This window comes from Cryptosporangium japonicum (assembly GCF_039524755.1).
GTDB classification, from domain to species: domain Bacteria; phylum Actinomycetota; class Actinomycetes; order Mycobacteriales; family Cryptosporangiaceae; genus Cryptosporangium; species Cryptosporangium japonicum.
Map to the genome: position 1 here is coordinate 88,188 of NZ_BAAAGX010000018.1, position 22,361 is coordinate 110,548.

The following is a 22,361-nucleotide window of genomic DNA, read 5'->3' on the forward strand; positions in this document are numbered from 1 at the left end:
CGCCCAGGCCGGAGTCAAGGTCCGGCCGTCGAAGGCGTCCGGCTCAGTCGAGCGGACGCATCTTGATGGTCACGCCCTTCTCGGACGTGTACTCCTTCATGGCCTCGTAGCCGCCGCCCTGGCTGAAGCCGCTCTCCTTGGCCAGGTTGAACGGGAACCCGATGATCGCGGAGTTCGCGAACTCGTTCACCGACACCTGACCGGAGCGCACCTCCTGGGTGACCCGCAGCGCCCGGGACAGGTCGTTGGTCCAGACGCTGACCAGCAGGCCGTACGGGGTGGCGTTGACGCGGTCGATCGCGTCGCGGGCGCCGCGGAACGATTCGGCCGCGAGCACCGGGCCGAAGATCTCCTCGCGGACGATCGGCATGTCCGGCGTGACCTTGTCGAACAGCGTCGGCTTCACGTACCAGCCGTCGGCGTCGCCGGGCCCACCGGTGACGACCCGGGCGCCACCCGCCACGCCGCCGGACAGGAAGCCCGACACCCGCTCGTGCTGGATGCCGTTGACCAGTGGCCCCATGTCGAGGTCCTCGTGCCACGGGCCGGCCTTCACCGCCTCCATCGCCGCCGCGAGGCGTTGGACCACCTCGTCGTAGATCGGCTCCTCGATCAGCAGGCGCGAGCCCGCGTAGCAGTTCTGCCCGGCGTTCTCGACGATCGACTCCAGGATCGCGGGCACGGCCGCGTCCAGGTCGGCGTCGGCGAAGACTACGTTCGGTGACTTCCCGCCGAGCTCGAGCTTCACCGGGACCAGGTTCTCGGCGGCCGACCGCATGATCGCCCGTCCGGTCGCCGAGGAGCCGACGAAGCTGATGTGGTTGATGCCCCGGTGCGAGGTCAGCGGCTGCCCGGCCTCCGGTCCCAGACCGGTGACGACGTTCAGAACGCCGGGCGGGAGCCCGGCCTCCGCGGCCAGTGCGGCGATCGCGAGCGGGCTCATCGGCGCGTACTCCGACGGCTTGAGCACGATCGTGTTGCCGGCGGCGAGCGCGGGAGCGGCGTCGGCCATGAACAGGATCGCCGGGACGTTCCACGCGATCACCATCGCGCACACGCCGAGGGGCTCACGCAGAGTGAAGCCGGTGTTGTCGGCCGAGCGGGACGGTAGCGTCGCACCGTGCAGCTTGTCGGCCGCGCCGGCGAAGTAGCCGAGGATGCTGCCGGCGATGAAGATGTTGGTGCGCGCGTCGGACAGCGGCTTGCCGACGTCCTGCGCTTCGTACCGAGCGAGTTCCTCGACGTGCTGGAAGATGAGCTGCGACCAGCGGGCGAGGATCGCACCACGGTCGGAGGGGTTCATCCGGGACCAGCCGTCGTAGGCGGCACGGGCCGCGGCGACGGCGGCGTCCACGTCGGCGGCGGTGGCTCGGCCGGCCTGGTGGAACGCTTGCTGGGTGGCCGGGTCGAGCACCGGCAGTGCCTCTCCGGAGGCGGGAGACTGCCAGCTCCCGGCGATCAGGAGGCGGTTCTCTGGGACGGCGAGCTCGCTCATACCGGAAGTCTTGACGGCTACCATCTCAGAAGTCAAGATGCCGTCTCGCCATAGTGAGATAACGGAGAGTTCTCGTGGACATTACCGTCGCCGCCGTAACCGCGGAGAAAACGTTCGAGCTGCGGCCCGCCCAGCTCGAGGAACCGCGTGCCGACGAGGTGCTGGTACGCCTGAGCGCGGTCGGCATCTGCGCCACCGACCTGCACTTCGCCACGTTCCTGCCCACCAACGCCGTGCTCGGGCACGAGGGCGCCGGTGTGGTCGAGGCCGTCGGCGCCGGGGTCAGCGGCGTCGCGGTCGGCGACCAGGTGGCGCTCGCGTTCACCTCCTGCGGCGTCTGCAAGCAGTGTCGCACCGCGTCGCCGTCGTACTGCGCGCAGTTCGACGCGTTGAACTTCGCCGGGGCCCGCGCGGACGGTTCGTCGGCGATCACGATCGACGGCCAGCCGGTCTACGGCCACTTCCTCGGCCAGTCGGCGTTCGCCACCCACGCCGTCGTCAGCGCGCGCAGCGTCGTCAAGCTGCCGGAGGATGCCGACCTGCGGACCGCCGCTCCGTTCGGGTGCGGGTTCATGACCGGCGCCGGGGCGATCCTGCACACGGTCGAGCCGGGGCCGGAGAGCGCGGTGGCCGTGTTCGGCGCCGGCGCGGTCGGCCTCGCGTCGGTCATGACCGCGGCCGCCGCCGGTGCGCAGACGATCATCGCGGTGGACGTGAGCCCGAGCCGCCTGCAGACCGCGCAGGAGGTCGGCGCCACCCACGTGCTCGACTCGCGCGAGGGTGACGTCGTCGCGCGGATCCGGGCGATCGTGCCCGACGGCCTGGACGGCTCGGTCGACACCACCGGCCGGGCCGACGTGGTGAAGTCGGCCGTGACCGCGCTGCACACCCGGGGCACCTGCGCCGTCGTCGGCGTCGGACCCAGCGAGAACGTCGAGATCGAGTGGCGGACGCTGCTCAACGGCCGCACGGTCACCGGCGTGATCTCCGGCAGCGCGGTTCCGCAGGTGCTGGTGCCGCAGCTGCTCGAGTGGCAGCGGGCCGGCCGCTTCCCGGTCGAGAAGCTGATGGCCCACTACGCGTTCGCCGACATCAACGAGGCCGCCGCGGCCACCAAGCGCGGCGACGTCGTGAAAGCCGTCCTCACCTTTTAGTGGGGGCGCCGTCCCGGAACAAAACAATCGCCCGGCCTTTGTGCTCGGGGGTGAAGGTTTTGTTTCGTGTCCGCCCCGTCGGAGGGGCGGCGAGACCATCAGACGAAGGCTCTGAGCTGCACGGATGCAAATTGGAGTCCTTTTCGGACCGAATTTCCGGCTGATTGACGCCTTTCTGGGCGCCGTTTACGGTTGGGACAACTCCGGTGGCGCGGCCGGGGCAAACACCGCGCAAGTTAGCTTCGGATGCCGTGGAGATGGCAGTGGAAGCAGCACGACCGACGGTCGAATTCGACCATCACGCCCCGGAGTTGATCGACGATCCGGTGCGTCCCTACGCCGAGGTCCGGGGTAAATGCCCGGTCGCTTGGACCGAGTCCCACGGTGGTCACTGGGTGACCACCCGCTACGAGGACATCGCCAGAATCGCCCGGGACGACGCGACGTTCTCGTCGGCCCGCCGCAGCGCGGACAGCGGGCTCGGGTTCGTGATTCCGGAAGGCAAAGCGAGCCCTCAGTACCCGATCGAGCTCGACCCACCCGAGTCGACGATCTACCGGGACCTGATCAACCCGCTCCTGAGCCGCTCGGCGATCGAGAAGCTCGTCCCGATGATCGCCCAGCACGTCACCGACGTGATCGACGGGTTCATCGAGGACGGCCACGCCGACCTGGTGCAGCAGCTCACGAACCCGGTCCCCACCGCGGTGACGCTCGACTGGCTGGGCTTCCCCCGCGAGGACTGGAAGCGCCTGGCCGGCCCGATCCACGACCTGTTCGCCGCCCGGCCGGGCAGCGAGCGGGAGATGCGTGGTGGCATGGGGCTCGCGTTCATGGGCGATCGCATCGTCGAGATCATGAACGCCCGCCGCGCCGAGCCGGCCGACGACGCGGTGTCGTGGCTGGTGCAGCAGGTCAAGCCGAACGGTGAGCCGTTCAGCGACGACGAGATGACCTCGGTGATCTTCCTGCTGATCGCCGGCGGCGTGGACACGACGACGGCGCTCACCAGCTCGACGCTGGTTCACCTGAGCCGGCACCCCGACGACCGGAAGCGGCTGATCGAGGACCCCGCGCTGCTCGACGTCGCCACCGAGGAGTTCCTGCGGGCCTACCCGCCGGCCCAGGCGATGGCGCGCACGGTCATGCGGGACACCGAGATCGGCGGCTGCCCGGTGATGAAGGGCGACCGGGTCCTGATTCCCTGGGTGGCGGCGAACTACGACCCGGAGGCGTTCCCCGAGCCGGAGAAGTTCGTTCTCGACCGCGACCCGCGCGGTCACCTGACCTTCGGTATCGGCAGCCACCGCTGCCCGGGTGCCCACCTGGCCCGTGCGATGTACCGCGAGATGGTCACCCAGGTCCTGGAACGGCTACCCGACTACAGGATCGACCCGGTCGGGCCGACGCCCACCGAGTCGTGGGGCAGCCAGTCGGGCTGGGACCACATCCCGGTGACGTTCCGGCCGGGTCCGCAGCGCAGGACGGCCACGACGAAGAGCGCCACCGGCCTCGACGTCCAGCTGCTCACGCTGGCCGCGGTGGAACCGATCGCCGAGGGCGTGGTGTCGCTTCGCCTCGCCGGCGACGGCGAGCTCCCGAGCTGGGAGCCCGGCGCCCACCTCGACCTGATCCTGCCCTCGGGCAAGGTCCGGCAGTACTCCCTCTGCGGTGACCCCGCGGACACGACGTCGTACACCGTCGCCGTGCTCCGGGAGAAGGACGGGCGCGGCGGCTCGGTCGAGGTGCACGAGATCCTGGCCGCCGGCTCGCCGATCCGGGTGCGTGGTCCGAAGAACCACTTCCGGCTCGTCGACGCCGAGCACTACCTGTTCGTCGCCGGCGGCATCGGCATCACGCCGATCAGCGCGATGGTCCGCGCCGCGGAACAGCGGGGCGCCGACTGGAAGCTCCTCTACGGCGGCCGCACCCGGGCGTCGATGGCGTTCGCGGAGAAGCTGAAGGAACAGTACGGCGACCGTGTCGAGCTCGTTCCCCAGGACGAGCTCGGACACCCGGACCTGGCGGCCGCGTTCGCGGCGGCCAAGCCCGGCACGCAGGTCTACTGCTGCGGTCCGGAGGGGCTGCTCACGGCCGTCGAGAACACCGTCGGCGACCTCGACCTGCACGTCGAGCGCTTCACCAGCAGCGGTACCGACCGGGTGGCCCCCATCCCGGTGGACTCGAAGGAGTTCATCGTGAAGCTGGCCCGGGCGGGCAAGGAGTTCCGGGTGCCGGCCGACCGCACGCTGCTCGAAGCGGTGCGTGACGTCGTCCCCGGCGTGCCGTACGACTGCGAAGAGGGCTTCTGCGGTTCGTGCGAGACGCGGGTGCTGGCCGGCCAGGCTCTGCACCGGGACACGATCCTGACCGAGGCGGAACGGGCGCAGAGCAACTCGATGATGATCTGCGTCAGCCGGTGCGCATCCGACCGGCTGACGCTGGATCTGTGAGTGTCGGCGCGCTAGAAGCCCCGGGTGATGGGGCCGCTGGCGCCCAGCTCCTGGGTGAGCGATCGGGAGATGTGCAGCAGGGCCTGCGCGGCCGGCGAGCCGGTCTCGTCGGCCACTGCGGCCGTCGTCCCGACGATCGCCATCGTCGCGACGATCGTCGCGTCCTGGAACACGGGCGCGGCGATCGTGCGGACACCGTTGTCGGCCGGGGTGTTCACGCTGATGCCGCTCTCCCGGATCGCTTCGAGCTCGGAGCGCAGATCGGGGTTGCGGCGCAGCAGGCTGCCCAGGCCGGGCACCTCGTCCTCGTCCAGGAACGCGCAGAACACGCGGCCCTGGGCCGACCGGGACATCGAGAGCCGGGCACCGGTGCGGACGCTGATCCGCACCGTGCGGTCGGTGTTGTCGTCGACCCGGACGACCACGGCGGTGTCGCCGTCCCAGACCGAGAGGACGACGGTTTCGCCGGCCTCGCGGACCAGCTCCTCCATGTACGGGCCGGCGATCGTGATGATCGGCAGCCCGGCCCGCGCGGCGGCCGACAGCGTCAGCACCTGGGGACCGAGGGAGTACAGGGCTTCCCGCTCGTCGTAACGCAGGAGGTTCACCGAGCGCAGCGCCTTGGTGTAGCGGTGCGCGGTGGCCTTGCTGGTACCCAGCCGGGCGGTCAGTTCGTTCAGGCTCAGCCGCGGTCGGCCGACGCTAAAGGCGCCGAGGATCGTGGCAGCGCGCTCGACGGCTTGAATGGCGGGGGTGCCGCGCTCGGCACGAGGAAGCTCCTCGTCGCCGGGGGCGGGGGAAACCGGGGCGATTTCCGGCACGGGCTCAAGCATGAATTGTCCTTTTTTGTGGTCGGGGACGACCACGGGGGCTGAATCCAGCAGGCGTGATGCTACCAACCGGGCCCGAACTCGCCGGGTCCGTTGACAGTACGCACTCTGCAATACACCATGTCGTAATGCGAGATGGCATCTCTCACAACGAGGACCGAAGATGACACAGACAATGGCTGAGGGTCTGGTCGATACCGGCCACGGTGGCCTGATCGCGCAGGACTGGAACCAGTTGACCTTCCGGGTCAACCGTGAGGCGTACCGCTCGGCGGAGGTCTTCCAGGCCGAGCGCGAGCGGATCTGGAACCACAACTGGCTGTACCTGGGCCACGAGACCGAGATCCCGAACAAGAACGACTACAAGGTCCGGACGCTCGGCGGGAAGCCGCTGATCTTCGTCCGCGGCGGCGACGGCGTGGTTCGGGCGTTCCTCAACTCGTGTCCGCACCGCGGCACCGTGGTGTGCCGGGAGGAGCAGGGCAACGCACGCAACTTCCAGTGCTTCTACCACGCTTGGACGTTCAACTCGTCCGGCAAGCTCTCCGCGCTCCCCGGCGACGACGCGTACGCCGAGCTCGAGCGCTTCAAGGGCACGATGGACCTGCGTCCGGTCGCGAAGCTCGACATCCACGAGGGCTTCGTCTTCGTGTCGTTCGACCCGGACGTGCCGCCGCTGCTGGAGCACCTGGGCGAGGCCGCCGACGTGCTCTCGATGGCCGCCGAACAGTCGGCCTCGGGCATGACCACGCTGCCCGGCATCCAGCGCTACGGCGTCAAGGGCAACTGGAAGCTCGCCGTCGAGAACGCGATGGACGGCTACCACTTCGCGCCGACCCACAACACGTTCGTCGGGTACCTGCGTGAGACCGGCTTCCCGGTCACCGACGACGACCAGTACGCCCACGACCTGGGCGGCGGGCACTCGATGCTGGTGCTCACCGGGCACAACGGCCGGCTGGGCATGATCTGGGAGCCCCGCTTCGGCGAGGCCGAGAAGGAGCGCACCCGCCTCAACCGCGAGGCGATGGCCGAGCGTCTGGGCCAGGAGCGCGCCGATGCGATCGGCGACGCCAGCCGCATTCTGTTCGTCTTCCCGAACCTGCTGTTCTTCGACCTCGAGGCGCTGACGATCCGGCAGCTCGAGCCGGTCGCGCCGGGCCGCACCGACGTCCGGGCCTGGCAGTACGTGCCGGTCGACGAGGAGCCCGACGTCCGCGCGATGCGCCTGAAGACGATGACCAGCTTCGTCGGCCCCGGTGGCCTGGCGACGCCGGACGACATCGAGGCCTACGAGGCCGTGCAGCGCGGCATCGAAGCCAGCAAGGGCGACACCCGCGGCTTCAACGACTGGAGCGACATGTCCCGCGGCATGGAGCGCGAGTCGAAGGGCGAGAAGGGCCGCTCGATCGACGAGGGTGCGATGCGCAGCTTCTGGCGGCACTGGGACAAGGCGTTGGGCAAGGTCTCCGACGCGACCGCGACGGAATACGGGAGTGGTTGTTGATGAGCGCCCCGACGATCACCGTGACCCGCGCCGACGCGGAGGACTTCCTCTACCAGGAGGCCATGCTCCTGGACGAGTGGCACCTGGACGCCTGGCTGGCGCTGTTCGAGGAGGGCGGCACGTTCGAGGTGCCGACCACCGATTACAAGGGCTGGGACCGCACCGGGGGCGGCTTCTTCGTCCTCGACGACTGGGACCTGCTCAACGCACGCGTCAAGCGGCTGAAGAGCCGCAAGGCGCACGCGGAGAACCCGCACTCGCGGACGCACCGGATGGTCAGCAACGTCCGCCTGATCCAGGGTGCCGAGGGCATCGAGATCAAGGCGAACTTCGTCATCAACCGGTTCCGCGACCTCACCCACCACACCTACGTGGGCCGGTACCACCACGACGTGGTGCAGAACGAGGAGGGCGAGCTCAAGTTCGTCCACCGCCGCGCGTACCTCGAGCACGAGCTGCTCGAGCACGGTGCCCGTCTGAGCTTCATCCTGTGATCCGCCACGTCGTCGCGTTCAGGTTCAAGCCGGAGGTGCCGGCGGAGACCGTGGACGCGATCCTCGCGGAGGTGGAGTCGTTCCCGAGCCGGTACCCGCAGATGCGGAGCTTCGTGCTCGGGCCGAACATCTCGCTGCGCGACACCCGGATGTCGCACGTGTTCACGATCGAGTTCGACGACGAAGACGATCTGAAGTCCTACCTCAACAGTGAGTCGCACGAGACGTTCGTGCGGGAGAAGTGGCGGCCGGTCATCGACCAGCAGACGATCGTCACGCTCTCGGCGGCGTCGCCGTTCCGATCGGAGAAGACCGTGCCCGAGAGAAACCGTCCGCTCGGCCCCTACGGCATCCAGTTCGCCCGGCTCGCCACCCCGGCGCTGGACGAGGCCGTCGAGTTCTACACGTACCACGTCGGTCTCCAGGTGGAGGCGCGCACGGCGGAGTACGCCCAGCTGCGCGCCGGCACCGAGCAGTACTCGATCGAGCTGGTCAGCGACCCGAGCCTGACCGAGTTCGACACGCTCGCCATCGGTCTGAGCGTCGAGTCGGAAGAGGTCCTCGACGACCTGGAGAAGCGGCTGCGCGCCGAGGGCGCGGAGATCCTGCCGCTGCACGAGCGCACCGCCTCGATCGTCACCAGGGGCTTCGCGACGAAGGACCCGAACGGCCTCACGCTCGAGTTCGGCTGGGAGTTCTACGAGTACGCCGAGCCGCCGCTGCTCGAGTACCGGCCGGTGGAACTGGTGCACCCGTTCCTCTCCACCGACCACTACGAGGAGTCGCAGCACTTCTACATGAACGTGCTCGGCTTCCAGGCGTCGGACTACGTGATGACGCCGGGCCGGGGCTCGTCGTCGTTCCTGCGGTCGGAGAACCGGTACCACCACTCGCTCGCGCTGCGTCGCGACGACAAGTTCTACCTCGCGCACCTCTGCTTCAAGATGAAGAGCCTCGACCACGTCATGCGTGGCCGGGCCCGGGCGCTCTACAAGGGCACCGAGATCGCGTCCGACATCGTGAACCACTCGGCGTCGCACTCGATCGCCTTCTACCTCTACGACGCCCGGTTCGGTCCCCGCATCGAGCTGTGCGACGGCCACCGGATCTTCTCGCCGGAGCAGAACGAGACGCACAAGGCCCGCCGGATGGGTGGCGACCCGCGCAACATCGACGTGTGGCGCGCGGCCGCCGACGACTGGGAGCGGTTCTGACCCAGGACCTTCTCGCGGTGCTGGGCGAACTGGCCGGCACCGCGAGCCCCCACGGCGGCGAGCGGGCGCTGGCCGAATCGTTCGTGCGATTCGCGTCGGCCCGCTGGCCGTTCATCGACTGGCAGGTGCGCCGTCTCGACGGGAACGCCGCCAGTGTCCTTGCGACCGTGCTTGGGGAAGCGGATCGGCGCGTGGACGGCCATGTCGGTGGGGCGGCCTCTCCCCGCCCCGCCGACGTGGTGCTCTACTCCCACCTCGACACGTCGCTGACCGGCGATCCGGGTCCCGACGCGGCGATCACCGGGCGCACCGACACCCCGGCGCCGTTCCAGGTGTCCGGCGACACCGTTTCCGGCTTCGGCCTGGGCGTCGCGAAGGCTCCCGCGGCCGCCGCGGTGACCGGTTTCGTCCGCGCGGCGAAGCCGGGCACCCAGCTCCTGCTGGCCGCCCGGGGAACGCACCGGACCGACTGGGGTCCGCACGCCCTCACCGGCGTGGGCGAGTATCTCGGGGCGTTCCCGCCGCCGCGGGCCGCGGTGGTGGCCAAGGGAGGCCCGCCGGGCGTGCTCCGCCAGGAGCCGGCGGCCCTCTACCTGCGGGTGCGGCTCACCGGAGCCTGGGGCCCGCTGATGCTGTACCCGAACGGCGGTCTGCTCGCGCGAGCCGGTGACCTGCTCGCCGCCGTCTCGGGGTGGGGCGCCTCGTACACCGCGCACCGGACCGACCCGGCCCGCCAGGACGGCGCCTCGTTCGGGCTCGGTGCCCTGCGCGCCGGATCCCCGGCGAAGTCCGACCTCGCGCCGGCCGCGCTGGAGCTGTACTGCTACCTCGTGCTGCCGGGCCCGGTCGTGCCGGGGGAGGCGGCGGCGTCGTTGCGTGCCGCACTCGACGGCGCGACCGTGGACGAGATGCTGCTCGGGAACGGCCCCGCCACCCCCGGGGACGCACCGATCGTGCGGACGGCGACCGACGCCTACGAGTCCGAGTTCCCCGCGGCCGCACCGATCACGGGCTGGACCGGCTCCACCGACGGGGTCGTGTTCCGGGCCGCCGGCGTGCCCACCGCGCGCCTGGGTCCGCGCCCCCTCGGCGGCGGTGCCGACCCCCGCGTCGACACGTTCTCGGTGCCCGAACTGGCCCGGTGGGCGCGGGTCTATGAACGTCTCATTTCGGATAGCTGCATCTCATAATGAGTATCGCCGTCTCACTTGACATGATGGCGGCTCGCATCTCAAGATCTTTGGCATGGAAACGCTCGTCACCCGCTACGGCATCGCCCGGGTCGAGGGCGACGAGCTGGCCGTCGTCGACCTGCCCTACCCGAACCTCTCCGCCTTACTGGCGGCCGGCGGAACGCTCGCCGAGGTCGACCAGGCCGCCGTGACCCGCCGCCTGCCGAAGGCCGACCTGGACGAGGTCGCGGTCGCGCCGCTGTCGCTGCGGACGACGTCGGTCTGGGGCGTCGGGCTCAACTACCACGGGAAAGCCGCCCTCACCGGCCGGCCGGTACCGACCAGCCCGATCCTGTTCCTCAAGCCGAACACCGCGCTCTCCGGCCACCGCGACACGCTCGCGATCCCGGCCGGTCTCACCGAGCAGTTCGACTACGAGGCCGAGGTCGGCATCGTCATCGGCCGCGCGCTCGCCGACGTCTCGCCCGCCGAGGTGCTGGGTTCGGTCGCCGGCATCGTCGCCGCGAACGACACGACCGCCCGTGACGTCATGAAGGCCACCGGCGCGCCGGTGCTGGCCAAGGGCTTCCCCGGCTGTGCGCCGCTCGGGGCGACCGTCTTACCGTGGGACGAGATACCCGACCCGAACGCTATTCCGGTCGCATCCTGGGTCGATGGGGAACAGCGGCAGAGCAGTACCACCGCTGACCTGATCTTCGACGTGGCCGACCTGGTGTCCCGGCTCTCCCGGTACGCCCGGCTGGAACCCGGCGACGTCGTGCTCACCGGCACACCCCCCGGTACCGGGCAGGACCGGAACGAGTTCCTGCGCCCCGGTCAGCAGGTCACGATCGCGGTCGGCGGTCTGACGCCGCTCGTCAACAGCATCTCCTAACAATCCCCAGCGTCCCTCTGCGGGACCCGCCCGTGGAGGTCTCCATGTCCGAAAACCTGTACGACACCGTGGTGCGCGGTGGCACCGTGCTCGACCACGCGTCGGGGCTGAACAAGGTCACCGACCTGGCGATCAAGGACGGCAAGATCGCCGCGATCGGCGACGACCTGGCCCGGTCGGCCGCGACCGTCGTCGACGCCACCGGCGCCACCGTGCTGCCCGGCCTGGTCGAGGGCCACACGCACATCTTCGAGAAGGTGTCGAAGGTCGGTGCCCCGCAGGACGAGGCCCACCTGCGTCGCGGTGTCGTCGCGGCCGCCGACGCCGGCACCGCCGGTGCGTCGACGTTCCCGGCGTTCCGCACGCTGGTCGTCGAGCCGACCGTGATGCGGATCGTGAACTTCCTGAACGTCTCGGTGCTCGGCCTGATCGACTTCCGCTACGGCGAGCTGCTGAACCCCGACACGTTCAACGTCGACGACGCGCTTCAGACCGCGGCCGACAACCCCGACGTGGTCCGCGGCTTCAAGATCCGGCTGTCCGAGGACGTGCTGGGCGACAAGATCGTGCCGCTGCTGGAGAAGGCGATCGACCTCGGTGAGCAGGCCGGCCTCCCGGTCATGGTGCACATCGGCGAGACCGCGCTGACGCTGCCGGAGATCCTCGAGCGGCTGCGCCCGGGCGACATCATCGCCCACTGCTACACCGGCAAGGAGAACGGCATCCTCGACGAGAACGGCGCCGTTCTGCGCGAGGTGTACAAGGCCCGCGAGCGGGGCGTCATGTACGACTCGGCGCACGGCAAGTCGAACATGTCGTTCAAGGTCGCGAAGCCCGCGATCGCCGAGGGCTTCCTGCCCGACATCCTGAGCTCCGACACGTCCGGCCGTAACTGGCGCGGCCCGGTGTTCGACCTGGTGACGTCGATGTCGAAGTTCCTCGCGCTGGGCGTGCCGATGTCGGAGATCCTGCCCCGCGTCACGACCGTGCCCGCCAAGTACCTCGGCCTGGACGTCGAGGGCTACGGCTCGCTGACCGTCGGCGGCCCGGCGCACGTCACCGTGCTCAAGGAGGTCGACGCCGTGGTTCTCCCCGACGCGGCCGGCAACACGATCGAAGCGCCCCGGCTCGAGCCCACCGCGGTGTTCGTCAACGGCGTGTCGCACGAGCTGACCGGCTGGCGTGGCAACACGCCCGCTGCCTGAGAGGTACCCCATGGCTTACGTCGTCACTGACGCCTGCATCGACGTGCAGGACAAGTCCTGCATCGAAGAGTGCCCGGTCGACTGCATCTACACCGGCCCCCGGATGATGTACATCAACCCGGAGGAGTGCGTCGACTGCGGTCGCTGCGAGCCGGCCTGCCCGACCGTGTCGATCTACCACGAGGAAGACCTGCCCGCGGACCGCGAGCAGTTCGCCGCGATCAACGAGACCGTGTTCATCACGCTCGGGATCGGTTCGCCGGGCGGCGCCCGCAAGATCCCGCCGCTCGCGGCCGACCACGAGGAGGTCGCGTCGTGGACGAAGTAACCGTCGACGTCCTCATCATCGGGGCCGGGCCGGTCGGCCTGTACGGCGCGTACTACGCCGGGTTCCGGGGGATGTCGGTCGCGGTGATCGACTCGCTCCCGGAGGTGGGCGGCCAGCTCGCCGCGCTCTACCCGGAGAAGAACATCTACGACGTCGCCGGGTTCCCGGCCGTGCGCGGCCAGGCCCTGGTCGACGCGCTGCTGGAGCAGGCGCAGCAGTCGAAGCCGACGTTCCTGCTGGAGCAGCGCGCGACGACGATCGAGATCCACGACGAGGGCGTCACCGTCGGGGCCGTGGCCTCGACGCCGGGCGACCCGGGCGTGACCGTGCACGCGAAGGCCGTCCTCGTCGCGGGTGGCATGGGCACGTTCGAGCCGAAGGAACTGCCCGCCGGCGGTGACTTCGCGGGGCGCGGGCTGCGGTACTTCGTGCCGCGGCTCGCGGACCTGGCCGGCCACGACGTGGTCGTGGTGGGCGGCGGCGACTCCGCGGTCGACTGGGCGCTCGCGCTCGAGCCGCTGGCCAACTCGGTCGCGCTGGTGCACCGCCGGGACGCGTTCCGGGCGCACGAGAAGAGCGTCGCCCAGCTCCAGGAGTCCTCGGTCGAGCTCGTCACCCCGTTCGAGGTCGTCGAGGTGCACGGCGGGGACGCGGTCGAGCGGATCACGCTCGAGCACGTCGAGTCCAAGGAACAGCACCAGCGCGACGTGAAGACGGTCGTCGCGGCGATCGGCTTCCTCACCGACCTCGGGCCGATGGCCGAGTGGGGCATGGACCTCAAGCGCCGCCGGATCCTCGTCGACCGCACCCAGAAGACGAACCTGCCGCGGGTCTTCGCGGCCGGCGACATCGCGATGTACGAGGGCAAGGTCGCGCTGATCTCGGTGGGCTTCGGCGAGGCCGCGACCGCGATCAACCACATCGCGCCGCTGGTCAACACGAAGTGGAAGACCACTCCCGGCCACTCGTCGGACGCCCTCTGATGCTCACCGCTAGCGGTCCCGTTCCCGCGCGCCCGGGTGCGCCCGAACGGGACCGCTTGGGGGGGGCTGGTCGGACCGGACCCTTTGCGGCGTGCTCTGGCGCGCTGGAACGGGACCGCTCCGCGGGAGCCGCGCGATGAGCGCCCCGAACGGGACCGCTTCGAGCGGGCGGGCGGGGTTGCGCGCTGCGCTCAGCGCCGGGCGCACGGTGCGTGGCACGTTCGTGAAGCTCGCCGGTGAGGAGACGGTCGACCTCGCCCGCGTGGCGGGGGCGGATTTTGTCGTCGTGGACCTGGAGCACTCGCAGCTGAGCGAGGAACAGGCCCGGCGAGCGGTGAGCCGGGCGGCCGCGATCGGGCTGCCGGCGCTGGTACGGATCCCGACCGTGGACTCCGGGCTGATCAACCGGCTCCTCGAAGCCGGAGCCGTCGGCATCCAGCTCTCCACGCTTCGATCAGCGGCCGAGACCCGGGCGCTGATCGAAGCGACCCGGTACTCGCCGGGAGGCACCCGCAGCATCTCGCTGGCCCACCCCGGCGCGAACTACAGCGGCGTCCCGCTCGCCGACTACCTGGCCGCCGAGCGCGACGATCCGCCGCTGCTCGTCGGCCAGCTCGAGACGGCCACCACCGACGACCCGCTGCCGGACGTCGTCGCCGGTCTGGACGTCGTTTTTCTCGGGGTGACCGACCTGGCCGTGAGCGTCGGCCTCGGCGCCACCGACGCGATCGCCGCGCGGGTGGCTGAGATCCGCGCGGCGGCCGCGGCGGCCGGCGCGATCGCCGGTTCGTGGGCCGCGTCGGTGACCGCGGCCGACGACGCGGCCGCGGCCGGTGACCGGTACCTGGTGATCGGCTCCGACCTGCAATTTCTGGCCGGCTCTCTGCGCAACCTGTTCGGAGGAAACTGATGGAGCTCAGCGAAGCGCTGTACCGGACGGTCGTGAACTGGGACGACGTCCCCGAGGACGTGATCAGGCCGGGCGTGCGCCGCCGCGTGTACAGCACCGACGAGGTCATGCTCTGCTGGCACTCGCTCTCGGTGGGCATGGACCTGCGCCCGCACTCGCACGCCGACTTCGATCAGCTCGCCCTGATCCTGCAGGGCGAGGCCGACTACTACATCGACGACGTCCCGCACCGGATGACCGCGGGCTCGATGCTGCTGGTGCCGGCCGGCGCGGAGCACTACATCAAGCCGCTCACCGAGCCGTGCATCAACCTCGACGTGTTCGCGCCGCCGCGTGCGGACTACGGCGACATCGCGCGCAAGCTGACTGATGTACTAGCCCAGTGAACAACTTCGACATCGTCGTCGTCGGAAGCCTGAACATCGACGTCACGGTCGACGTCCCGCAGGCGCCGTCGGCCGGTCAGACGCTCCTCGGTGGCGACTCGCGGCGCAGTGGCGGCGGCAAGGGCGGCAACCAGGCCGTCGCCGCGGCCCGCCTCGGCCGCCGCACGGCGATGGTCGGCGCGGTCGGCGCCGAGGACGGCGAGTTCCTGCTCAACCTGCTGCGCGAGGAGAAGATCGACCTCGCCGGCGTCCGGCAGGTCAGCGCGCCGACCGGGCAGGCGTTCGTGTTCGTCGACACGGACGGCGACAGCACGATCGTCGTGAGCCCCGGCGCGAACGACCACGTCGAGGTGGATCGTGAGCTCGTGGCGTCGGCCCGGGCCGTGCTGCTCCAGCAGGAGGTGCCGGCCGCGGTGATCGAGGAGGCCGCCGCGGTCGCCAACGGGTTCGTGGTGCTGAACCCGGCGCCGGCCCGCCCGGTCCCGGCGTCGCTGCTGGCCAACGTCGACCTGCTGGTACCCAACCGGGGCGAGCTGCTCGGCCTGGCCGGTGTCGACCGCGGTGACCTGGTGCAACTCGCCCAGGGCCTCGGTACCCGCGGGCCGGTGGTGATCACGCTGGGCGCGCAGGGTTCGCTGGTGGTGGAGGCTTCGCGCTCGACGCGCGTGGCGGCCGAGCAGGTCAAGGCCGTCGACGCGACCGCGGCCGGCGACAGCTTCTGCGCGGCGCTGGCCGACGCGATCCTCGACGGTGCCGACGTCGTCGAGGCCGCCCGCTGGGCCACCCGCGTCGCCGCCGTGACCGTGACCCGCCCGGGAGCGATGGCGTCGCTGCCGACCCGGGCCGAACTCGAGCGCTAATCGCCTCAGGAGTGGTCGACCCCCGTCGAATTGGCTAGGGAGACGAGCCAACAGGCGGGGGTGGGCGGTGTCGGTAGCCGGTGCCGTGCGCGCCGAGGAGGCCCGCCTGGCCGTCCTGCGTGGTCACCAGATCCTGGACACGGCCGCCGAACCCGAGTTCGACGACATCGCGATGCTCGCCGCCGAGATCTGCGGTACGCCGGTCGCGATGGTCAGCCTGGTGGACTCCGACCGGCAGTGGTTCAAGGCCCGGGTCGGCGTCGACGCGCCCGAGACCTGCCGCGACGCCGCGTTCTGCGCCCACGCGCTGGAGCAGCCCGACGTGCTCGAAGTGCCGGACGCGGCCGCCGATCCCCGGTTCGCCGACAACCCGCTCGTCGTCGGTGAGCCGTTCATCCGTTTTTACGCCGGGGCGCCGCTGCGGGTGGAGAACGGCGTCAGCCTCGGCACCGTGTGCGTCATCGACCACCGGCCCCGCTCGCTCACCCCGCCCCAGCGCCGGGCGCTGCGCGCTTTGGCCCGGCACGCGGCGGCCGAGATCGAGCTGCGTTCCTACGCGCGCCGCACCGCGGACGTCACCCGGCGCGTCATCGAACTCGAAGAGCTGAAGAACCGCATCCTGACGACGGTCAGCCACGAGCTGCGGACACCGCTCGCGTCGATCCGCGGCTACCTGGAGCTGCTGCTCGACGACTCCGACCCGTTGGACCCGCAGACCGGCCGCGACTTCCTGGCCGTCATGCAGCGCAACGCCTACCGGCTGACGCAGCTCGTCGACGACATGCTGCTGGCGACGAAGGTCGGGGCCGAAGGGCTGGAGCTGAACCGGTCGCCGATCGACCTCACCGACCTGGTCGCCGCCGTGGTCGCCGGCAGCCGACCGCTGGCCGAACACAAAGGGCTCACGGTGCTCTTCGACCGGCCCGACGAGGTGATCGTCCGCGGCTCGCACCGGGAGCTGACCCAGGCGCTCCAGCACGTGCTGCTCAACGCCATCAAGTTCACCTCGGACGGCGCGATCACCGTGCAGATCTCCGACGCGTCGGCGCCGACGGTGATCGTCACCGACACCGGCAGCGGCATCGACGAGGTGGACCTGCCCCGGCTGTTCGACCCGTTCTACCGCAGCGAGACGGCCGAGGCCGCGGCCATCCAGGGACCGGGTCTCGGCCTGACGCTCGTGCGCGCGATCGTCGAGGCGCACGGCGGCCAGGTCGACCTCCGCAGCCGGCTCGGGGCGGGCACCAGCGTCGCGCTGCGGTTCCCGGCCTGCTTCCCGCCATGAGCGTCGACACGCCGGCGCGGGTCCACGACCCCGAACGGCTGCGTGTGCTCACCGAGACCGGCCTGCTCGACAGCCCGTCCGTCGCGGTGCTCGACCGGTTGACCAGGCTGGTCTCGCGGGTGACCGGGGCACCGGTCGCGCTGGTGTCGCTCGTCGACGCCGGTCGCCAGTTCTTCGTCAGCGCGGTCGGGCTGCCCGAACCGTGGCAGGAACGGCGCCAGACGCCGCTCACCCACTCGTTCTGCCAGTACGTGGTCTCCGCCGACGCGCCGCTGGTCATCAGCGACGCCCGGTCCGACGAGCTGCTCTGCACGAACCTGGCGATCCCCGACATCGGGGTGATCGCCTACGCGGGCTTCCCGCTCCGATCCCCGGAGGGCCAGCCGCTCGGGTCGTTCTGCGTGATCGACACCCGGCCCCGCCAGTGGAACGAGGCCGACCTGGCCGTCGTCGCGGATCTGGCCGCCGCGGTCGAGTCGGAGATCGCGCTGCGGCTCAGCCACACCCGGCTGCTGCGCGCACGGGAGGCCGAAGCGCGCACCGAGCAGCTGCGTGAGGTGCAGCACGCGGTCGCGACCAGCCTGGCCGAGGCCCGGTCGAGCGCGGACGCCGCCGCTCGCACGGTCACGGCCGTCGCCCGTGAACTCGGCTGGGCCCACGGCGAGTACTGGCAACTGGGCGACGACGAGCAGCCGCTGGTCCGGCTCGCGAACTGGACGGCCCCGGGCTGGGACGCCGCCGATTTCGGGGGCGGGTCGGGGGAGATCGCCGGTGGAGCGGCGGATTTTGTCGCCCACGTCGGCGTCACCGGGGTGCCCACCCGGGTGCCGGAGGCGGCCGCGCCGGCCGAGGCGACCGGGCTCGGCCTGCCGGTACGCAGCGGCGACCGCGTCCTCGGCGTGCTGGTCTTCCACCACGACGAGCCGCTGCGCTGCGACCCCGAACTGCTGAGCCGGCTGGACAGCGTCGGCGCCTACCTCGGACGCTACGTCGAGCGCCGTCGTGCCGACGCCGCCCGCCGGGCGTTCGAACGTGTGGTCTCCGGCATCGACGACTACGTCTGGACCGTCGAGATCACCCCCGACGGCGCCCTCCGGTCGGTGTTCGGGAGCGCCAACGAGTCCGCGGTGTTCGGCGCCGACCTCCGTTCGACCCCGCTGGACGACCTGGTCGACCCGCGCGACGCCGCGCAGTTCGCCGAGTTCCGCGGCACCGTCGTCGCGGGCCGTCCGGGCAGCTTGGAGGCCCGCTTCGTCGGCACCGACGGCGTGACGCGCTGGGTCTGGAGCCGGGCGGTACCCCGGTCCGAGGAGGGCCGGCGGTACGTCGACGGCATCTCCACCGACGTCACCGAGCGCCACCGCATCTCCGAGCAGCGCGACGAGCTGGTCGCGCTGGTCACCCACGAGCTGCGGTCGCCGATCACGTCGATCCGCGGCTACCTGGAGCTGGTCCTCGACGACGAGGGCTCGTGCTCGCCCGACGCCGAGCGGTTCCTGCGCATCGTCGACCGGAAAGCCGCCGACCTGCAGCGGCTCACCGACGACCTGCTCGATCTGGCGCGGCTGGACGCCGGCGAGATCTCGGTCGACACCCGTCCGGTGTCGCTGGCCCGACTGCTGGGCGACGTGATCACCGACCTGCGCCCGGCCGCCGAAGCCAAGCACCTCACGATCGAGGTCGTCAGCGACGGGCCGATCGTCGTCTCGGCCGACCCGGCGCGGTTCCGGCAGGTGCTCACGAACGTCGTCTCGAACGCGGTGAAGTACACGCCGGACGGTGGCCGGGTAGTCGCCAGGGCCGGCGCCGCCGACGGCATCGCGACGGTGAGCGTCGCCGACACCGGCATCGGCATCCCGGCCGACCAGTACCCCCGCCTGTTCGAGCGGTTCTTCCGGACGAGCAACGCGGTGCAGGGCGGCATCAAGGGCACCGGCCTCGGCCTGGCCATCACCAAGGCGATCGTCGAGCGGCACGGCGGCACGATCACCGCCCGCCCCGGCGAGCCGTGCGGCACGGTCTTCGAGATCACGCTTCCGGAAGCGTCGCCCTGAACTTCGCGCCGGGTCCGGGGCCGGGCGTCACCGTTCCGCCGTGCGCCCGCACGATCGTTCTGGTGATCGCCGGCCCGAGCCCGGCTCCGGCGCGGGCCGGCGCGGTGGAACCGGTCGAAGATCCGGTCGCGGTCGTCGTCCGGCTCAGCGGGCCCCGCGCGGACGCCGTCGCCGCTGATGTTCAGCCAACCGTCAGGGAGCGGTCGGCAGTTCCGGATCCAGGGCGGCGGCGGCGTTCCGGATGTGGGCGGCGACCAGGGCGGCCGCGAGTTCCTCGTCCCGGTCGCGGATCGCGCGCAGGATCGCCAGGTGTTCGTCCCAGGAGTGGCCGGCCCGGTGGTCCACCCGGGACGCGTAGACCCACTCGGTCTTGGCCCGCAGCTGCTGCACGGTCTCGGCCAGCAGCTGGTTGCCGCTGGCTTCGGCGAGCAGCAGGTGGAACTGCCCGTTCAACGCCGGGAGCTCGTCCAGGCGGCCCTCGGCGATGAGCGCGGTGCCGGCGGCCAGCGTGCTCTCCATCGCTTCCAGCTGTTCCGGCGTGCGGCGTTTCGCGGCTTTGCGGGCGGCCAACGGTTCGACCGCGCCGCGCAGCTCGAGCAGATCGGTGGCCGCGCTCGACGGCAACTCCGCGACTCGCGTCCCCCAAAAAGGACGAACCTCCACGAACCCTTCGGACGCCAGCACTCGCAGGGCTTCCCGGACCGGAACCCGGGAGACGCCGAAGCGCTGGGCGAGCGCGGGTTCGGTGAGCCGTTCGCCGGGCGGCAGCTCGCCGGTGACGATGGCCTGGCGCAGCGCGTCGGTGATCCGCGGGGCGCGCACGCGCGATTCCCCGGCCACCATGTTTCCCAGTTTATGGGGCCGGGTTCGGGTGGTCCCCGGCGGTGCGGATCGCGGCGGCGAGCGCCTCGGCCGACTCCGGGACGACCCGGTCGGTGTGCAGCAGCACGAAGTCGACGTCACCGAGCGGGGGCAGCCGGTACTGCGAGGGCATCTCGGTCAGTCCGGCCGGGGCCAACCGCTGGACAAAAGGGACCACGCCGAGCCCGCCCAGCGCGGCGGCGGCCAGCCCGTTGAGGCTCGCGCTCGTGCACACCGTGCGCCACGGGCGGCGCTGCTCGGCCAGTACCTCGAGCGCGCGCTCCCGGGTGAGGCTCGGCGGTGGGTAGATGATCAGCGGCACCGGCCCGGCCGGATCGAGCCGCAGGTCGGGCACGCCCAGCCAGACCAGCCGCTCCCGGTAGACCAGCTGCCCGTCGGACTGGCCGGCCACCCGCTTGGCGAACACGAGGTCGAGTTCGCCGGACTTCAGCCGCGCGTGCAGCGTCCCGCTGAGCTCGACCGTGAGCTCCAGGTCGACGAGCGGATGCGTCCGGCGGAAATCGCGCAGGATGCGCGGCAGTTGGGTCAGCGCGAGGTCCTGCGAGACGCCGAACCGCAGCCGCCCACGCAGCTCCGAGCCGGCGAAGTAGCCCGCGGCCTGGTCGTGGATCTCGGCCAGCGCGCGGGCGAAACCGAGCATCGCCTCACCGTCGGCGGTGAGCAGCACGGTGTGGGTGTCGCGCAGGAACAGCGGCCGCCCGGTGGCCTGCTCCAGCTTCCGGATGTGCTGGCTGACCGTCGACTGTTGTACGCCCAGGTCGGCGGCGGCGCGGGTGAAACTCCGCGCACGGGCGACGGCGAGGAACGAACGGAGCTGGACCGGGTCGAACATCATCACATTTTATGATCACAGTCAGAGGGGTGATCGCACTTCACGATTGGCGGTGCGTGTCGCAGGCTGGGGTGGTTGGTCCTGCGTCCTGGTTCGGAAGAGGTTCATGTCCGCGCTCCGTCGGTTCCGCCCCGACCCCTACATCGTCGCGTTGCTCTCGACGGTGGCGCTCGCGTCCGTGCTGCCGGCGTCCGGGGTGGTCGAAGACGTACTCGACCAGCTCATCATCGTCGCGATCGGGTTCTTGTTCTTCCTCTACGGGGCGCGGCTCTCCACCGAGACGATGGTCGCGGGCATGCGGCACTGGCGGCTGCACCTGCTCGTGCTGGCGCTCACGTTCGTGCTCTTCCCGGTGTTCGGGCTCGCGCTGCGGCTACTGCCCTCCGGGGTGCTGAACCCCGAACTGGCGGCCGGAATCCTGTTCCTGTGCCTGCTGCCCTCGACGGTGCAATCATCGATCGCGTTCACGTCGGTGGCCAAGGGTAACGTCGCGGCTGCGATCTGTACTGCTTCGCTGTCGAACGTACTCGGCGTGGTGCTCACGCCCCTGCTCGTCGCGGTGCTCCTGTCGTCCGGCGTGCACGTCTCCGGCGGCACGGTCGTGAAGATCGTCGTCCAGCTGCTGGTGCCGTTCGCGCTCGGGCAGTTGCTGCGGCCGTGGATCGGCGGGTTCGTCACCCGGCACAAGCAGGTGCTGGGGCTGCTCGACAAGGGCTCGATTTTGCTCGTCGTCTACACCGCCTTCAGCGGCGCGGTCGTGGCCGGGGTGTGGGGCATGCTGAGCGGCTGGGACCTGTTCGCGCTCGTGGTCGCGTGCGTGTCGCTGTTGGCGCTGGTACTGGTCGTGACGTGGTTCGTGGCATCGCGGCTGCGGTTCTCCCACGAGGACCGGATCACGATCATGTTCACCGGTTCGACGAAGAGCCTCGCCACCGGTGTGCCGATGGCGACGGTGATCTTCGCCGGCACGGGCGCCGGCTTGGTGATCCTGCCGCTGATGCTGTTCCACCAGCTACAACTGATCACGTGCGCGGTCCTGGCCCGCCGCTGGGCCGCCCAGGCGCGGGTGGAGGTTTCGGAGCCGACCGGAGCGCAGTCTGCGGCCGAGCAGGTCGGGCAGGCCGGGCAGGCCGGGCAGGTCGGGCAGGCCGCGCAGGCCGCGCAGGTCGGGCAGGCCGCGCAGGTCGGGCAGGCCGCGCAGGTCGGGCAGGCCGCGCAGGTCGGGCAGGCCGGGCAGGTCGGGCAGGCCGCGCAGGTCGGGCAGGCCGGAGGGCAGTCTGCGGTCGGGCAGGCCGGGCAGGCCGGAGTGCGGCCCGCGCCCGGGCAGGCCTCTGCGCAAGCTGCGCCTGAGCCGGCCGCCGCGCAGCCCGCGGCCCCGTAGCCCAGGCCGAAAGCCGCGGCATGCCGTCGCCCGCACCGCAA

Annotated in this window: 19 protein-coding genes and 1 pseudogene; 16 read left to right on the top strand and 4 right to left on the bottom strand. The window is 70.9% G+C overall.

Going from position 1 to position 22,361, the window contains the following annotated elements; all coding sequences use genetic code 11:
* Positions 1 to 43 precede the first annotated feature (43 nt).
* On the bottom strand, positions 44 to 1,495 hold the full coding sequence (locus ABD437_RS23650) for an aldehyde dehydrogenase family protein (protein WP_344651099.1): 1,452 nt from the start codon (positions 1,493 to 1,495) through the stop codon (positions 44 to 46).
* Between the two features lie 74 nt (positions 1,496 to 1,569).
* Between ABD437_RS23650 and ABD437_RS23655 the strand changes: the two genes are divergently transcribed.
* Complete coding sequence (locus tag ABD437_RS23655) at positions 1,570 to 2,649, top strand: NAD(P)-dependent alcohol dehydrogenase (protein ID WP_344651100.1); 1,080 nt, start codon at positions 1,570 to 1,572, stop codon at positions 2,647 to 2,649.
* A gap of 395 nt (positions 2,650 to 3,044) precedes the next feature.
* On the top strand, positions 3,045 to 5,102 hold the full coding sequence (locus ABD437_RS23660; RefSeq protein WP_344651101.1) for a cytochrome P450/oxidoreductase: 2,058 nt from the start codon (positions 3,045 to 3,047) through the stop codon (positions 5,100 to 5,102).
* 11 nt (positions 5,103 to 5,113) lie between these two features.
* Here the strand turns inward: ABD437_RS23660 and ABD437_RS23665 are convergent, their stop codons facing one another.
* Positions 5,114 to 5,935: an IclR family transcriptional regulator gene (locus tag ABD437_RS23665; RefSeq protein WP_344651102.1), complete on the bottom strand. Its 822-nt coding sequence runs from the start codon at positions 5,933 to 5,935 to the stop codon at positions 5,114 to 5,116.
* Between the two features lie 172 nt (positions 5,936 to 6,107).
* Here ABD437_RS23665 and ABD437_RS23670 point away from each other — a divergent pair, with 172 nt between their 5' ends.
* The 13 genes from ABD437_RS23670 to ABD437_RS23730 all read left to right on the top strand — a co-directional run bounded on the left by ABD437_RS23670 (position 6,108) and on the right by ABD437_RS23730 (position 19,225).
* Positions 6,108 to 7,439 (top strand): aromatic ring-hydroxylating oxygenase subunit alpha, encoded by a 1,332-nt coding sequence (locus tag ABD437_RS23670; RefSeq protein WP_344651103.1) that lies wholly within the window; start codon positions 6,108 to 6,110, stop codon positions 7,437 to 7,439.
* Entirely contained in the window at positions 7,439 to 7,933 is a 495-nt protein-coding gene (locus ABD437_RS23675) for an aromatic-ring-hydroxylating dioxygenase subunit beta (protein WP_344651104.1), read from the top strand. The genes ABD437_RS23670 and ABD437_RS23675 overlap by 1 nt, the downstream gene beginning before the upstream one ends.
* On the top strand, positions 7,930 to 9,147 hold the full coding sequence (locus ABD437_RS23680; protein WP_344651105.1) for a Dabb family protein: 1,218 nt from the start codon (positions 7,930 to 7,932) through the stop codon (positions 9,145 to 9,147). The genes ABD437_RS23675 and ABD437_RS23680 overlap by 4 nt, the downstream gene beginning before the upstream one ends.
* Complete coding sequence (locus tag ABD437_RS23685) at positions 9,111 to 10,337, top strand: hypothetical protein (RefSeq protein WP_344651106.1); 1,227 nt, start codon at positions 9,111 to 9,113, stop codon at positions 10,335 to 10,337. The genes ABD437_RS23680 and ABD437_RS23685 overlap by 37 nt, the downstream gene beginning before the upstream one ends.
* 55 nt (positions 10,338 to 10,392) lie before the next feature.
* Positions 10,393 to 11,214, top strand: a complete 822-nt coding sequence (locus tag ABD437_RS23690) for a fumarylacetoacetate hydrolase family protein (RefSeq protein ID WP_344651107.1) — start codon at positions 10,393 to 10,395, stop codon at positions 11,212 to 11,214.
* A 44-nt stretch (positions 11,215 to 11,258) separates the two neighbouring features.
* Entirely contained in the window at positions 11,259 to 12,419 is a 1,161-nt protein-coding gene (locus ABD437_RS23695) for an amidohydrolase/deacetylase family metallohydrolase (RefSeq protein WP_344651108.1), read from the top strand.
* 10 nt (positions 12,420 to 12,429) lie between these two features.
* Positions 12,430 to 12,747, top strand: coding sequence for a ferredoxin (gene fdxA / locus ABD437_RS23700; protein WP_035848489.1), 318 nt, complete (start codon positions 12,430 to 12,432; stop codon positions 12,745 to 12,747).
* Positions 12,735 to 13,730: an NAD(P)/FAD-dependent oxidoreductase gene (locus ABD437_RS23705; RefSeq protein ID WP_344651109.1), complete on the top strand. Its 996-nt coding sequence runs from the start codon at positions 12,735 to 12,737 to the stop codon at positions 13,728 to 13,730. The genes fdxA and ABD437_RS23705 overlap by 13 nt, the downstream gene beginning before the upstream one ends.
* Before the next feature lie 136 nt (positions 13,731 to 13,866).
* Positions 13,867 to 14,640, top strand: a complete 774-nt coding sequence (locus tag ABD437_RS23710; RefSeq protein ID WP_344651110.1) for an aldolase/citrate lyase family protein — start codon at positions 13,867 to 13,869, stop codon at positions 14,638 to 14,640.
* Complete coding sequence (locus ABD437_RS23715; RefSeq protein ID WP_344651111.1) at positions 14,640 to 15,026, top strand: cupin domain-containing protein; 387 nt, start codon at positions 14,640 to 14,642, stop codon at positions 15,024 to 15,026. The genes ABD437_RS23710 and ABD437_RS23715 overlap by 1 nt, the downstream gene beginning before the upstream one ends.
* Complete coding sequence (locus tag ABD437_RS23720) at positions 15,023 to 15,886, top strand: ribokinase (RefSeq protein ID WP_344651112.1); 864 nt, start codon at positions 15,023 to 15,025, stop codon at positions 15,884 to 15,886. Before ABD437_RS23715 ends, ABD437_RS23720 begins: the two co-directional genes overlap by 4 nt.
* Before the next feature lie 67 nt (positions 15,887 to 15,953).
* The gene (locus tag ABD437_RS23725) at positions 15,954 to 17,171 is read left to right on the top strand and encodes a GAF domain-containing sensor histidine kinase (protein ID WP_344651113.1); all 1,218 of its coding nucleotides are present in this window, start codon (positions 15,954 to 15,956) and stop codon (positions 17,169 to 17,171) included.
* Positions 17,168 to 19,225, top strand: coding sequence for an ATP-binding protein (locus ABD437_RS23730; RefSeq protein ID WP_344651114.1), 2,058 nt, complete (start codon positions 17,168 to 17,170; stop codon positions 19,223 to 19,225). The genes ABD437_RS23725 and ABD437_RS23730 overlap by 4 nt, the downstream gene beginning before the upstream one ends.
* A 192-nt stretch (positions 19,226 to 19,417) precedes the next feature.
* Here the strand turns inward: ABD437_RS23730 and ABD437_RS23735 are convergent, their stop codons facing one another.
* Both ABD437_RS23735 and ABD437_RS23740 read right to left on the bottom strand, forming a co-directional pair.
* Positions 19,418 to 20,068: a GntR family transcriptional regulator gene (locus ABD437_RS23735; protein WP_344651115.1), complete on the bottom strand. Its 651-nt coding sequence runs from the start codon at positions 20,066 to 20,068 to the stop codon at positions 19,418 to 19,420.
* Between the two features lie 10 nt (positions 20,069 to 20,078).
* Entirely contained in the window at positions 20,079 to 20,939 is an 861-nt protein-coding gene (locus ABD437_RS23740; RefSeq protein WP_344651116.1) for a LysR family transcriptional regulator, read from the bottom strand.
* A gap of 106 nt (positions 20,940 to 21,045) precedes the next feature.
* Here ABD437_RS23740 and ABD437_RS23745 point away from each other — a divergent pair.
* Positions 21,046 to 22,002: pseudogene (locus ABD437_RS23745) on the top strand (bile acid:sodium symporter family protein); the annotation flags it as partial.
* Positions 22,003 to 22,361 lie beyond the last annotated feature (359 nt).

Excerpts from the sequence above, each read along its gene's own strand:
- ABD437_RS23650 (WP_344651099.1), bottom strand. The coding sequence starts at position 1,495 with ATGAGCGAGCTCGCCGTCCCAGAGAACCGCCTCCTGATCGCCGGGAGC.
- ABD437_RS23665 (WP_344651102.1), bottom strand. The coding sequence starts at position 5,935 with ATGCTTGAGCCCGTGCCGGAAATCGCCCCGGTTTCCCCCGCCCCCGGC.
- ABD437_RS23670 (WP_344651103.1), top strand. The coding sequence starts at position 6,108 with ATGGCTGAGGGTCTGGTCGATACCGGCCACGGTGGCCTGATCGCGCAG.
- ABD437_RS23675 (WP_344651104.1), top strand. The coding sequence starts at position 7,439 with ATGAGCGCCCCGACGATCACCGTGACCCGCGCCGACGCGGAGGACTTC.
- ABD437_RS23690 (WP_344651107.1), top strand. The coding sequence starts at position 10,393 with ATGGAAACGCTCGTCACCCGCTACGGCATCGCCCGGGTCGAGGGCGAC.
- ABD437_RS23695 (WP_344651108.1), top strand. The coding sequence starts at position 11,259 with ATGTCCGAAAACCTGTACGACACCGTGGTGCGCGGTGGCACCGTGCTC.
- fdxA (WP_035848489.1), top strand. The coding sequence starts at position 12,430 with ATGGCTTACGTCGTCACTGACGCCTGCATCGACGTGCAGGACAAGTCC.
- ABD437_RS23710 (WP_344651110.1), top strand. The coding sequence starts at position 13,867 with ATGAGCGCCCCGAACGGGACCGCTTCGAGCGGGCGGGCGGGGTTGCGC.
- ABD437_RS23715 (WP_344651111.1), top strand. The coding sequence starts at position 14,640 with ATGGAGCTCAGCGAAGCGCTGTACCGGACGGTCGTGAACTGGGACGAC.
- ABD437_RS23730 (WP_344651114.1), top strand. The coding sequence starts at position 17,168 with ATGAGCGTCGACACGCCGGCGCGGGTCCACGACCCCGAACGGCTGCGT.
- ABD437_RS23735 (WP_344651115.1), bottom strand. The coding sequence starts at position 20,068 with ATGGTGGCCGGGGAATCGCGCGTGCGCGCCCCGCGGATCACCGACGCG.
- ABD437_RS23740 (WP_344651116.1), bottom strand. The coding sequence starts at position 20,939 with ATGTTCGACCCGGTCCAGCTCCGTTCGTTCCTCGCCGTCGCCCGTGCG.